The sequence below is a fragment of the Novosphingobium percolationis genome (assembly GCF_020179425.1).
GTDB classification, from domain to species: Bacteria; Pseudomonadota; Alphaproteobacteria; order Sphingomonadales; family Sphingomonadaceae; genus Novosphingobium; species Novosphingobium percolationis.
Genome location: NZ_JAILYM010000004.1, coordinates 434,553 through 446,349 on the forward strand (window position 1 = coordinate 434,553; position 11,797 = coordinate 446,349).

Here is an 11,797-nt window from a genome sequence, read left to right on the forward strand (position 1 = left end):
GATGAACCCCATCGAACGCATCTGGGCCGACCACAAGCTGTCCCTCGCCGTCGCCGTGGTGGCGCTGTTCGGGGCCTTCTCCAGCCTTCTCGTCGTGCCAGAAACGCAGCAGGCGCTGATCGTCCGGCTGGGCGATCCGCAGCGCGTGATCAACCGCTTCCGCCCCAATGCCGATTTCGGGCAGACCGGCGCAGGCCTGTCGTGGCGCATTCCGTTCCTCGAAACGGTGGTCTGGGTCGACAAGCGCGTGCTCGATGTCGACATGGAGCGCCAGCAGGTGACCAGCGCCGACCAGCGCCGTCTCGAAGTCGACGCCTATGCCCGCTTCCGCGTGATCGACCCGGTCAAGATGTACGAGACCGCCGGCACGGTCGAGCGCGTGTCCGAACAGCTCCAGCCGATCCTCAATTCGGTGCTGCGCCAGGAACTGGGCAAGCGCACGTTCGCCAGCCTGCTCACCGCCGATCGGGGCCAGGCCATGGCCAACATCCGCAAGGGGCTGGACAAGGAAGCGCGCGAATATGGCGCACAGGTGATCGACGTGCGCATCAAGCGGGCGGACCTGCCCGATGGCGCCCCCCTTGAATCCGCCTTCACCCGCATGGCAACCGCCCGCCAGCAGGAAGCCGCAACGATCCGCGCGCAGGGCCAGAAGAACGCGCAGATCATCCGTGCGCAGGCCGAAGCCGATGCCTCGCGCACCTATGCCGACAGCTTCGGCAAGGATCCGTCGTTCTACGATTTCTATCGCGCGATGCAGAGCTATGACACGACGTTTGCGCAAAAGGGGTCCAGCACGTCGATCGTGCTGTCGCCCGACAACCAGTACCTGAGGCAATTCCGCGGAAAGTGACAGGAACGCGCCCATTCAAACCCCGTTCATGCGACGAAGCGTGAATCGCCGACGGGGACCGGGCGCGGTCAGCACCGTCGCCAACGCATAGGACAAGAGGAACGAGCCACGTGCGATATGCTTATGGAGTAACTACGGCGCTGCTCCTTGCCGGCAGCGCGGCGACCCTGGTGACCGGCTTTCCGGCCGGGGCCCAGGTGGCGCAAAACGATTCATCGCAGATGCAGACGGTGCCGCGCGCGGGCGCGCCCGCCAGCTTCGCCGACCTGACGCAACAGCTCCAGCCGGCCGTGGTCAACATTTCGACCCGACAGCGGGTGAAGGTCGCGCCCAACAACCCCTTCGCGGGCACGCCCTTCGGCGACTTGTTCGGCGGCCAGCAGCAGGGCAACCCGCAAACGCGCGAGGCGCAGTCGCTGGGCTCGGGCTTCGTGATCTCGGCCGATGGCTACATCGTGACCAACAACCACGTGATCACCGCCGACGGTCAGGGCGAGGTCGAATCGATCACCGTCACCATGACCGACGGCACCGACTATCCCGCCAAGCTCATCGGCCGCGATGCCGCCTCGGACCTCGCGGTCCTGAAGATCACCGGCACCAAGCCCTTCCCGTTCGTGAAGTTCGGCGATTCGCGCCATGCCCGCGTCGGCGACTGGGTGATCGCCATCGGCAACCCGTTCGGCCTTGGTGGCACCGTCACCAGCGGCATCATCTCGGCGGTCTATCGCAACACCGGCTCGGGCTCGGCCTATGACCGCTACCTGCAGACCGACGCGTCGATCAACCGGGGCAACTCGGGCGGCCCGATGTTCGACATGAACGGCAACGTCATCGGCATCAACAACGCGATCTTCTCGCCCACCGGCGGCAGCGTCGGCATCGGCTTTGCCATTCCGGCGGAAATCGCCGCGCCGATCGTGGAAAAGCTGCGCAGCGGGCAGGCGATCGAGCGCGGCTACCTCGGCGTGCGCATCCAGCAGCTGTCGGACGACCTTGCCGCCTCGCTGGGCCTTGCCAAGAAGCGCGGCGAGTTCATCCAGTCGGTCGAACCCGGCCAGGGCGCGGCCAAAGCCGGCATCCAGGCGGGCGACGTGGTGACGAAGGTCAACGGCCAGGAAGTGACGCCCGACCAGACGCTGTCGTTCATGGTCGCCAACACCGCACCTGGAACGCGCATCCCGCTGGAACTGATCCGCAACGGCCAGCGCCTGACGGTGCAGGCGGTCGTGGGCAAGCGTCCGAGCGAGGAGGAACTGGCCAAGAACACCTTCGACCCCGACGCGCAGGACGACAGCGACGGCGACGGCTTCGCCAAGCCTGGCGTCGAAAAGCAGACCGCTGGCCCCGCCATCCAGCAGTCGCTCGGCCTTGCCGCCATGCCCCTGACCGCCCAGATCGCCCGCCAGCTCGGCGCGGGCGAGGACACCAAGGGCGTGGTCATCACCGCGGTCGATACCTCGGGCGATGCGGCGGCTAAGGGCCTGCAGCGCGGCGACATCGTGCTGTCGGCCAACTACAAGGCGGTGGCGACACTCGCTGACCTCGAAGGCGTGGTGCGCCAGGCCAAGGCCGAAAACCGCGAAGCCGTACTGCTGCGTATCCAGCGCCGCGGCCAGCCGCCGATCTACGTGCCGGTTCGCCTGCGCTGATCGACCTTTTCGCGCTGACATGAAAACGGCCGCTCCGGGGGAACCGGGGCGGCCTTTTTGTTTGGTTTGAAGAAGAGCCAACGGCAGGGGTTTACCACCCCTGCACCCCGTGTCCGTCTCCCGGCCAAACCTTGCGCCGACGGCAAGGACCGGCGCTCCGTCACCCCCAGCGCAACCTACGCGTCGGAAGACGTCCTGGGAGCGCGAGGGGGTACCCCCTCGCCTTCGTTTTCTTCTTATCCCCCCCCGAGCGATCACTGCTCCGGATCGAGATGCAGGCCCCGGCGTCCCTGCTCGGGCGTGTCGTGCGGCGGCAGCGCCTCTACCGCATCCGGGTCCATCGGCACCTGCAACATGCCTTCCCACTTGGTGATGACTGAGGTCGCCACCGCATTGCCGACGACGTTGGTCGCGGTGCGCCCCATGTCGAGGAAGGTGTCGACCCCTAGCAGCAGCGCAATGCCTTCGAGCGGCAGGCCGAACTGGGTCAGCGTCGCCGCGATCACCACGAGGCTGGCGCGCGGCACCCCGGCGATGCCCTTGCTCGTGACCATCAGCGTCAACAGCATGGCGATCTGCTGCCCCATCGACAGGTTGACGCCATAGGCCTGCGCGATGAACATCGTCGCGAAGCTGGTGTACATCATCGAACCGTCGAGGTTGAACGAATAGCCCAGCGGCAGGACGAAGCCCGAAATGCGGCGTGGCACACCAAAACGGTCGAGCTGTTCGAACAGCTTGGGCAGCGCGCTCTCCGAACTCGCGGTCGAAAAGGCCAGCAGCAGCGGCTCGCGGATGTAGCGCGCCAGCAGCAGCACCCGCTTGCCGAGGAAGATGCCGCCCAGCGAGAACAGGATCACCCACAGCAGCAGGAGCCCGAAGAAGAACTCGGACACGAACACGCCGTAGGTCACGATGATCGACAGACCCTTGGTCGCGACGACGGAGGCCAGCGCGCCGAACACCGCGAAGGGCGCGGCGCGCATCACGTAATCGGTGATCGTCAGCATCAGCGTCGCCAGCGCCTCGGCCCCGCGCACCAGCGGCGCGCCCTTTTCGCCGATGGCCGACAGGGCCACGCCCCCAAACAGCGAGAACACGAGGATCTGCAGGACGTTGTTCTTGGCCATCGCCTCGAACACGCTGGTCGGGAAGATCTCCAGCACGAAATGGCGCAGCGTGAAGTCCGCCGTGGCGAGATCGCCCACCGGCGTGGCGGGCACGAATTGCAGGCCGACGCCGGGCTGGAACAGGTTGACCAGCAACAGCCCCAACCCGATCGATATCAGGCTGGCGGTGATGAACCAGCCCAGCGCCCGCCCACCGATGCGGCCCAGCGCCGAACTGTCGCCCATCCCGGCGATGCCCGTCACCAGCGTCGCCAGAATCAGCGGCGCGATGATCATCTTGATCAGGTGCAGGAACACTTCCGGCAGCAGCTTGAGCGTATCGGCAAGGCTCGCCAGCGTGGCATCGCCCGCAGGATAGGCGCGGTTGAGCGCGAAGCCGGTGAGAATGCCCGCGACCATGGCGATCACGATGTAGAGAGTAAGGCGTCGGCCCAAGGTGTTTCGTCCCCGCAAGATTGTTGCGCGCGAGACTAACCTCTGGCTAGGCTTGGCGCAAACAGGGAAGGATCAAGGCGCATGGACAAGATCAGGGTCGAACGCGAAGGCCCGGTAACGTGGATCCGGCTGGCGCGGCCTGAAGTGCTCAACGCCATCGATGCGCAGATGCACGATGAACTGGAAGCCGCGTTCAACGCCTATTCCGCCGATCCCGACCAGTGGATCTGCGTCGTCACCGGCGAAGGCCGCGCGTTCTGCGCTGGCAGCGATCTGAAATCCGTGGTCGCCAACGGCCACCGCGACTACCCCGCGCACGGCTATGCTGGCCTGATCGAACGCTTCGATTGCGACAAGCCGATCATCGCGGCGGTCAACGGCCTCGCGCTCGGCGGCGGCTTCGAAGTCGCGCTCGCCTGCGACCTGATCATCGCCGCGCAAGGCGCCAGCTTCGGCCTGCCCGAACCGCTGGTCGGCGCGGTGGCGCTGGGCGGCGGGGTCCACCGCCTTGCCCGCCAGATCGGCTTGAAGAAGGCGATGGGCATGATCCTCGCCGCCCGCCGCGTCAGCGCCGAAGAGGGCGAGAGGCTGGGCTTCGTGACCGAAGTGGTGCCCGATGGCGAACTGGAAGCCGCGACCCGCCGCTGGGTCGATGCCATCCTGAAGGGCGCGCCACTGTCCATCCGCGCCTCGAAGCAGGCGGTCATGCGCGGGCTGGACGAGACGGGGATCGAAGCGGCGATGGCGAATCAGGGCAGCTACCCTGCGTTTGCCGCGTGGCGACAGAGCGAGGACGCGCACGAGGGCGCGCTGGCCTTCGCTGAGAAGCGTTCGCCGGTGTGGAAGGGACGTTGAGAACGGCTTAGGTGCCGTTCAGGTCACTTTAGGTGTGGTTCAGGCGCGGTGCGAATCAGCGACCGGTCTGGGCGCGGTGGAGCAGTTTCTGGTCGGCCAGAACCAGCGCCATCATCGCCTCGACCACCGGAACCCCGCGGATTCCCACGCAGGGATCGTGGCGGCCCTTGGTGAACAGCTCGGTCGCTTCGCCTTCCCGCGTGATCGTGGGCATCGGCGTCAGGATCGAGCTGGTCGGCTTGAACGCCACGCGCACAACCACCGGCTGCCCGGTCGAAATTCCGCCCGCGATGCCGCCGGCGTGGTTGGCAAGGAAGGTAGGGCCGTCATTGCCGGGGCGCATCGGGTCGGCATTGCCTTCGCCGGTATTCCGTGCCGATTCAAAGCCATCGCCGATCTCGACGCCCTTGACCGCGTTGATCCCCATCATCGCGTGGGCCAATTCGGCGTCGAGCTTGGCATAGAGCGGCGCGCCCCAGCCTGCGGGCACGCCCTCGGCCACGCATTCGACCACCGCGCCGAGTGACGAGCCCGACTTGCGCGCATCGTCCACCAGCTTCTCCCAGCGCGCCGCCGCCCACGAATCCGGGCAGAAGAACGGGTTGCGGCCGATTTCGGCAGCGTCGAAGTGGTCCATGTCGATCTTGTCGCCGCCGATCTCGCTGACCCACGCGGTGATCTTCACCTCAGGGATCACGAGCCGCGCCACGCCGCCCGCCGCGACGCGCGCCGCCGTCTCGCGCGCGCTGGAACGCCCGCCGCCGCGGTAGTCGCGGAAGCCGTACTTGGCGTCATAGGCATAGTCGGCATGGCCGGGGCGATAGGCCTTGGCCACGTCGCCATAGTCCTTCGAGCGCTGGTCGACGTTCTCGATCATCAGCGAAATCGACGTGCCGGTGGTGCGCCCCTCGAACACGCCCGACAGGATCTTGACCTGATCGGGTTCCTGCCGCTGCGTGGTGAAGCGCGACTGGCCGGGACGGCGCGCGTCGAGGAACGGCTGGATCACCGCTTCCGAGATCGGCAGCCCCGGCGGGCACCCGTCGACGACCGCGCCGAGCGCGGGGCCGTGGCTTTCCCCCCATGTGGTGAAGCGGAAGACGTGTCCGAAGGAATTGAAGCTCATGGGCAGGGGCTTTGTCGCAACGGGGCGAAAAAGTCCATTGGCGGCGAAGCGGCGCGCGCTAGAACGCGCCCCATGTACCTCGTCGTCTTCCGCAACCGCAAACGCGCCGACATCGATGCCGCCGCCTATTCCGCCGATGCCGAGGCGATGGAGGCGCTCGCCCGCGCACAGCCGGGCTTCCTGTCGTTCAAGAGCTATGCCGCCGACGACGGCGAAGTGATCGCGCTGTCCGAATGGGCCGACGAAGCCGCCGCGCTGAACTGGCGCAGGCAGGCCGACCACGCCGCCGTGCAAGGCCGGGGCCGCGCCGACTATTACGAGAGCTACACCCTGTTCGCAGGGGAGCCATCCCGCCACCACCACTTCGACAGGTCGAACGCATGAGCATCACCCTTTACGGCATTCCCAACTGCGACACCGTGAAGAAGGCGCGCGTCTGGCTCGACGGCAAGGGCCTCGCCTACACCTTCCACGACTACAAGAAGCAGGGTGCCGATGCGGCACAGGTGGCAGGCTGGGTGGAACGGGCCGGGCTGGACAAGGTGCTGAACAAGGCGGGCACGACCTTTCGCAAGCTGTCCGATGAAACGAAGGCCGATCTCGACGGCGCAAAAGCCGTGGCGCTGATGGTGGAGCAGCCTTCGCTGATCAAGCGCCCGATCGTGGAACACGCCGGTGGGCTGCTGGTCGGCTTCAAGCCTGCCGAATGGAACGCCGCCTTCAGTTGAGCGCGGCGCGCGCGATCAGCGCGACGAGATCGGCGCGCAGGGATTGCCACAGCTGCAATTCGTCCCCGACGTCCGCCGGGATCGTGGCGATGATCTCGTCACAGACCGCTTCGAGCAGGCCGGTGAACATCGCGGGCGGCACGTCGAGCGTTTCGGCATGGTGCGGCACGCTGCCGTAGAGGATGATCTCGACCTCTTGCGGCGATTCGAGCCAGCGCATCAGGCAATAGAGCGCCTGTTCGACCATCTCGCCTTCGAGCCGCGCGCGTACTTCGGGCGTGCGATCCCACGAACAGAGCGAATCGAAACGCTGCGCTGCCTCGGGAAAGCGCGCCAGCAGCCGCTGCATCACGCGCGGGGTGATATCGCCCAACGCCTCTGCCGCGCGGGTCAGTCCCGTGTCCAGCAGCACCAAGTCCTTGTCCGCCATGGCATCCTCTTTTGCGGTATTTTGTAAGCCGGATAAATTGCGGCGGGTGCCCGTGCATTGACGCCCATCAATCGTCCCGGCCCGGCGCCGCCTTTACGAGTGCTTAACCATACCCACCGGATAAGTGCGGCCATGCTTCAGGATCTTCAGAACTGGCAGGTCGAAGGGACCTACTCGCCGTGGCGCACTCCGGGCCGGATCGGCCTGTCGGTGGTGGTGCCCTGCTACAACGAAGCGCCGGTGATCGACGCGCTGATGGCGCGGCTGGAACCGATTTGCGAAGCGGTGCGGCCGGGCGATTACGAGATCGTGCTGGTCAACGACGGATCGAGCGATGCCACATGGTCGCTGATCGAGGCGCACGCGGCGCGATCACCCCACATCGTGGGCGTCGATCTGGCGCGCAACCACGGCCACCAGCTGGCGCTGACCTGCGGGCTTCAGGTGTGCCGGGGCGATCTCGTGATGGCGATCGACGCCGACCTTCAGGACCCGCCCGAACTGCTGCCCGAGATGATCCGCCTGATCGAAGCGGGTGCCGACGTGGTCTATGGCCAGCGCGTGGCGCGCGCCGGCGAAACGCTGTTCAAGAAGGCCAGCGCGGCGGCGTTCTACCGCCTGCTGGAAAAGCTGATCGATATCCGCATCCCGCGGGACACCGGCGATTTCCGCCTGATGACGCGGCCCGTGGTCGATGCGCTGAACGCCATGCCCGAACGGTTCCGCTTCGTGCGCGGCATGGTCGGCTGGGTGGGCTTCCGCCAGGTTGCGCTGCCCTATCGTCGCGATGCGCGCTTCGCGGGCGAAACGCATTATCCGTTGCGCAAGATGCTGGCGCTGGCCTTCGATGCCGTGACCAGCTTCTCGGTCAAGCCGCTGCGCCTCGCCTCGCTGTGCGGCGGGCTTTCGGGGCTCGCAGGCTTCGTCATGCTCGGTTGGGTGCTGAGCGTGTGGCTGCGCAGCGGCACCGTTCATGGCTGGACCAGCATGATCGGCGTGGTGCTGATCCTGGGCAGCCTGCAACTGCTCGTGCTCGGCGTGTTCGGCGAATATCTCGGCCGGATGTACATCGAAACCAAGGGCCGCCCGATGTACATCGTGCGCGAAGTGCGCCGGGGCGATCCGCAATGAGTTCAGAAGCGGGGATGGTTGAAGGCGGCGTGCTGCCGTGGCGCAGCCTGCGCGCCGCCATGGCGCTGCCCGCACGCTTCATCGGCGTCGGCGCGATCAACACCGCGGTCGGCCTGTCACTGATCCAGCTGGGGCTGTGGCTGGGGCTGGGCGACTATCCCGCCAATGCCTTCGGCTATGCCGGGGGCTTCGGCTGTTCGTACCTGCTGCACCGCCGCGTCACTTTCCGCGCCGATAACGGCGATCATGGGCGCCAGTTGCCGCGCTTCGCTGCCGCCGCCGCGCTCGCCTATGCGCTCAACCTGCTGGTTGTGGCAGGCGGGCAACGGCTGGGCCTTGGCGGAACGATCGTTCCGCATATCGCCGCCACCGGCGTCTATGCCGTCGCGTTCTACTGGTTGTCGCGCCGCTTCGTGTTTCCCGATACGGGCAACGAAGGTGCGGATCAGGATTGGCCCGCGCAGGTAGAGGCGGCAGTCCAGAGCCGCTGGCTGGCCGCGGTTCTGGTCTTCGCCGCGATGCTGCCGATGGCCTTTGTCGCAACGCCGCCGCTGGTCGATGCTGCCGGCCACATGGGTCGCTGGATCGTGCAGGTCGATGGCGGGGCCTCGCCGATCCTGCGGCAATGGTACGATTTCAAATGGGGGCTGCTGGGCAACCTTGGCTGCGACCTGCTGGCGCAGGCGCTGATCCCCGTGATCGGGCCGGAGGCAGCGCTGCGCGCGATCGTCGCGATGATCCTTGGCGTGCAGGTGCTGGGCGTGCTGGCGCTGTCGCGCGCAGTGCATGGCCGCATCGCCCCGACTGCGTTTTTCGCGCTGCCCTTCGTGTTCGGCTACCCGTTCCAATACGGCTTCCTCAATTTCCTGCTCGGCGAAGGCTTCGCGCTGCTCGCGCTGGCCCTGTGGATCGTGATGGGCAGGAACGGGCAGGCACGGTTGAGGCCCTGGGTGTTCGCGGTCATCGGCTTCGGCCTGTGGCTGGCACATACGCTGGCGCTCGCGCTGTTCCTGATCGGCGCGTTCTGCGCCAGCGTGGCGCGCGCGACGGAAGGCGAGCGGCTCACCATTCCGGTGCTGTGGCGCGCAGGCCTGCCCTTGCTGCCTGCCGTAGTGTTGCCGCTGCTGGCGATGGTCAACGCGCCCCACGGCGCGAGCGAGCCGTTTGCCTATGACCACATGATCGCCAAGGTGATCTATCCGTTCCGCGCGCTGCGCGATGCCTGGATGCTGTGGGACGTCGTCTCGATCGGGCTGGTGAGCCTCGCGATCTACTGGTTCGCGAGGGGCGGGCGCTTTGCCCACGATCGCGGCCTCGTCGGTTTCGCCGTGGTGCTGCTGGCGATCTATCTGGTGATGCCCAATACCATCCAGGAGTCGCAATATGCCGACATGCGGCTGGTGCCGCTGCTGTTCATGCTGCCGCTGATCGCCGCGCGTCCGCTCGAAGCAAACGGGCGCGCCTTTGCCGCGGGCCTGGCCGTAGTCGGCCTGCTGTTCACCGGCGCGCGTTGGGCGGGCAATGGCATAGCCATGGCCCAGCGCGCTACTGAGTTCGCCAAGGCGCTGTCGGTACTCGATGCGCTGCCCGTCGGCACCAACCTCGTCACGTTTTACCCGCTGCGCTGCGAACCCAGAGTGACGTGGAACTTCGACCGGCGCGACCACATTTCCGGCTACGCGCTCTCGCGCAGGATCGTGTTCGACAGCCGCCAATGGCAGATGAGCGCGGGCCAGTTGCTACGCGTCCACAACTCGGCGGCCGTGCCCTATGACTACGAACGGCAAATCGCCGTGTTCGATGTGCCGTGCGGCGACAAGCCCGGCATTCATCAGGCATTCGCCCAGCTCGGGCCGGGAATCGACAGGGTCTGGGTGATCGGGGTGTGGTCCGGCCTGTCGTTTCCAGGTTGGCAGCCATACGTGACCGCGGGAGATTCTGTGCTGTTTCGTCGCAGCCCGGCGGAAGGGCGCGCCAACGCGCGCTGATCGCGAACGCCCCTGTCGCCGCCTCGCCCTTCGTGCTATCTACATCCATGTGAGCAACACGATTCCCCACCAGTTCTCCATTACGGTCGATCCTGCAGACATCGACTTCATGGGCCACGTCAACAACGCCTCGTACTTGCGCTGGGTGCAGGACGCGGTGGTCGATCACTGGCGCGCTCTGGCGCCCGCCGACGCGGTGGCAGCGCACCTGTGGGTCGCGCTCAAGCACGAGATCACGTACCGGCGGCCAACATTCCTGAACGATGCACCGATCGCGCACGTCCTTCTCGAAAAAGTACAGGGCGCGCGGGCCTTCTACGAAACCGTGATCAAGCGGGGCGAAGAAGTACTGGCCGAAGTGAAGTCCAGCTGGTGCTGCCTCGATGCGGCAACCATGCGCCCGGCGCGGCTGGCACGCGACCTCGTCGAACGGTTCCTGCCCTCGGCTTCTTGATTCAGGTGCTCGCGCCGAGGAATCCGAGTTGCCCAGCCTTGAAGATGGTCTGGGTGCGGTTGACCGATTCCAGCTTCTCCGCCGCGCGCTGCAGATGATAGCGCACCGTGGCGTGGCTGATCCCGACGATCATACTCACTTCCCGATCGGTCTTACCGATAGCCGCCCAGCGCAGACATTCGACCTCCCGCTTGGTCAGGTCGCAATTGCCGGGAATGCGGCGCTTTTGCGCACGCATTGTCGCGACATAACTTGCAACGAAGCGCCGAGTGACTGCGCCCAGTGTCGCGCCGAGCCGCGCGAACGGAGCGGACAGATCACTCATGCTCCGATCCATCGGCACGAAGCAATTGGCCGAAACCTGCGCGAATGGCAGATGAACCGGAACGATGATCGCCGCAGGCGCTCGAAAACGCAGGTCGAAGAAATCGCCGAGTTCGATATCGTCGAGATAGGCGTTCGGCGTGAGCGTATGAAAACCATCGCTGTTGCACCAGAACGGCTCCGCCTCATAACGGCAGGCGCGCGGTAAAGGTGACCGCAAGGCGAGGTGGTGATCCTGCCACCAGCGCTCGTGCTCGCCCAGCCAGCCAAAGGTATCGGCCGCGAGCACGCGACCATCAGCATCGACCATCGGCTCGTAGACGGCAACGTCGGCGCAGAGCGCGGCGCGCAGATCATGCTCTGCGGCAAACCGGCATAACGCGGCCGCTGCGCCTGCAATCGATTCGATGCCGGTGACCGTGACGCTGTCGACGAGCGCGGAAAGGTCGCAAGGCACATCCCCCCGCGACGTGGCCAGTTCTGGATCGGCAAAAGCCATGTTGTCGTCTCCCGGCGACAAGGTCGCACAAAGTGACGGCGGAAGTCCATGACCTAGGGACAAGATGGTTGCGGGGGCAGGATTTGAACCTGCGACCTTCAGGTTATGAGCCTGACGAGCTACCGGGCTGCTCCACCCCGCGACACCAAGATTGCGTATGAGACGCAAAAAGGGGCCTATGATGGCCCCTTT

The 11,797-nt window shown here is 66.1% G+C and carries 12 protein-coding genes and 1 tRNA gene; 8 read left to right on the plus strand and 5 right to left on the minus strand.

The window, feature by feature from the left end; all coding sequences use genetic code 11:
* Window position 1 precedes the first annotated feature (1 nt).
* Complete coding sequence (gene hflC / locus K3A84_RS13435) at window positions 2-853, plus strand: protease modulator HflC (protein WP_225009845.1); 852 nt, start codon at window positions 2-4, stop codon at window positions 851-853.
* Window positions 854-963: 110 nt separating this feature from the next.
* Window positions 964-2,505 (plus strand): Do family serine endopeptidase, encoded by a 1,542-nt coding sequence (locus tag K3A84_RS13440; protein ID WP_225009846.1) that lies wholly within the window; start codon window positions 964-966, stop codon window positions 2,503-2,505.
* Between the two features lie 254 nt (window positions 2,506-2,759).
* Here K3A84_RS13440 and K3A84_RS13445 read toward each other — a convergent pair whose 3' ends face one another.
* A complete protein-coding gene (locus tag K3A84_RS13445) occupies window positions 2,760-4,070 on the minus strand; it encodes a dicarboxylate/amino acid:cation symporter (protein ID WP_225009847.1) in 1,311 nt (436 codons plus the stop codon).
* A gap of 81 nt (window positions 4,071-4,151) precedes the next feature.
* Between K3A84_RS13445 and K3A84_RS13450 the strand changes: the two genes are divergently transcribed.
* Complete coding sequence (locus tag K3A84_RS13450; RefSeq protein WP_225009848.1) at window positions 4,152-4,925, plus strand: enoyl-CoA hydratase-related protein; 774 nt, start codon at window positions 4,152-4,154, stop codon at window positions 4,923-4,925.
* A gap of 55 nt (window positions 4,926-4,980) precedes the next feature.
* Here K3A84_RS13450 and aroC read toward each other — a convergent pair whose 3' ends face one another.
* Window positions 4,981-6,051 carry a chorismate synthase gene (gene aroC, locus K3A84_RS13455; RefSeq protein ID WP_225009849.1) on the minus strand — a complete coding sequence of 357 codons (1,071 nt, stop codon included), beginning with the start codon at window positions 6,049-6,051 and terminating at the stop codon, window positions 4,981-4,983.
* 72 nt (window positions 6,052-6,123) lie between these two features.
* Between aroC and K3A84_RS13460 the strand changes: the two genes are divergently transcribed.
* Both K3A84_RS13460 and K3A84_RS13465 read left to right on the plus strand, forming a co-directional pair.
* On the plus strand, window positions 6,124-6,435 hold the full coding sequence (locus tag K3A84_RS13460; RefSeq protein WP_225009850.1) for an antibiotic biosynthesis monooxygenase family protein: 312 nt from the start codon (window positions 6,124-6,126) through the stop codon (window positions 6,433-6,435).
* Entirely contained in the window at window positions 6,432-6,779 is a 348-nt protein-coding gene (locus tag K3A84_RS13465; RefSeq protein WP_225009851.1) for an arsenate reductase, read from the plus strand. Before K3A84_RS13460 ends, K3A84_RS13465 begins: the two co-directional genes overlap by 4 nt.
* Here K3A84_RS13465 and K3A84_RS13470 read toward each other — a convergent pair.
* On the minus strand, window positions 6,772-7,209 hold the full coding sequence (locus K3A84_RS13470) for a hypothetical protein (RefSeq protein ID WP_225009852.1): 438 nt from the start codon (window positions 7,207-7,209) through the stop codon (window positions 6,772-6,774). The two genes, K3A84_RS13465 and K3A84_RS13470, sit on opposite strands and share 8 nt — an antisense overlap.
* A 132-nt stretch (window positions 7,210-7,341) precedes the next feature.
* Here K3A84_RS13470 and K3A84_RS13475 point away from each other — a divergent pair, with 132 nt between their 5' ends.
* From K3A84_RS13475 to K3A84_RS13485, 3 genes are read left to right on the plus strand one after another with little or no spacing between them, the layout of a single operon-like run.
* Entirely contained in the window at window positions 7,342-8,340 is a 999-nt protein-coding gene (locus K3A84_RS13475) for a glycosyltransferase family 2 protein (protein ID WP_225009853.1), read from the plus strand.
* Window positions 8,337-10,328: a GtrA family protein gene (locus K3A84_RS13480; RefSeq protein WP_225009854.1), complete on the plus strand. Its 1,992-nt coding sequence runs from the start codon at window positions 8,337-8,339 to the stop codon at window positions 10,326-10,328. The genes K3A84_RS13475 and K3A84_RS13480 overlap by 4 nt, the downstream gene beginning before the upstream one ends.
* Before the next feature lie 49 nt (window positions 10,329-10,377).
* A complete protein-coding gene (locus K3A84_RS13485) occupies window positions 10,378-10,782 on the plus strand; it encodes an acyl-CoA thioesterase (RefSeq protein WP_225009855.1) in 405 nt (134 codons plus the stop codon).
* A gap of 1 nt (window position 10,783) precedes the next feature.
* Here K3A84_RS13485 and K3A84_RS13490 read toward each other — a convergent pair whose 3' ends face one another.
* Both K3A84_RS13490 and K3A84_RS13495 read right to left on the minus strand, forming a co-directional pair.
* Complete coding sequence (locus K3A84_RS13490) at window positions 10,784-11,605, minus strand: helix-turn-helix transcriptional regulator (RefSeq protein ID WP_225009856.1); 822 nt, start codon at window positions 11,603-11,605, stop codon at window positions 10,784-10,786.
* 65 nt (window positions 11,606-11,670) lie between these two features.
* Window positions 11,671-11,747, minus strand: a tRNA-Met gene (locus tag K3A84_RS13495).
* Window positions 11,748-11,797 lie beyond the last annotated feature (50 nt).

Bases quoted from the DNA above. Each gene is read 5' to 3' on its own strand.
- K3A84_RS13450 (WP_225009848.1), top strand. From the start codon at position 4,152: ATGGACAAGATCAGGGTCGAACGCGAAGGCCCGGTAACGTGGATCCGG.
- aroC (WP_225009849.1), bottom strand. From the start codon at position 6,051: ATGAGCTTCAATTCCTTCGGACACGTCTTCCGCTTCACCACATGGGGG.
- hflC (WP_225009845.1), top strand. From the start codon at position 2: ATGAACCCCATCGAACGCATCTGGGCCGACCACAAGCTGTCCCTCGCC.
- K3A84_RS13480 (WP_225009854.1), top strand. From the start codon at position 8,337: ATGAGTTCAGAAGCGGGGATGGTTGAAGGCGGCGTGCTGCCGTGGCGC.
- K3A84_RS13490 (WP_225009856.1), bottom strand. From the start codon at position 11,605: ATGGCTTTTGCCGATCCAGAACTGGCCACGTCGCGGGGGGATGTGCCT.
- K3A84_RS13460 (WP_225009850.1), top strand. From the start codon at position 6,124: ATGTACCTCGTCGTCTTCCGCAACCGCAAACGCGCCGACATCGATGCC.
- K3A84_RS13465 (WP_225009851.1), top strand. From the start codon at position 6,432: ATGAGCATCACCCTTTACGGCATTCCCAACTGCGACACCGTGAAGAAG.
- K3A84_RS13470 (WP_225009852.1), bottom strand. From the start codon at position 7,209: ATGGCGGACAAGGACTTGGTGCTGCTGGACACGGGACTGACCCGCGCG.
- K3A84_RS13475 (WP_225009853.1), top strand. From the start codon at position 7,342: ATGCTTCAGGATCTTCAGAACTGGCAGGTCGAAGGGACCTACTCGCCG.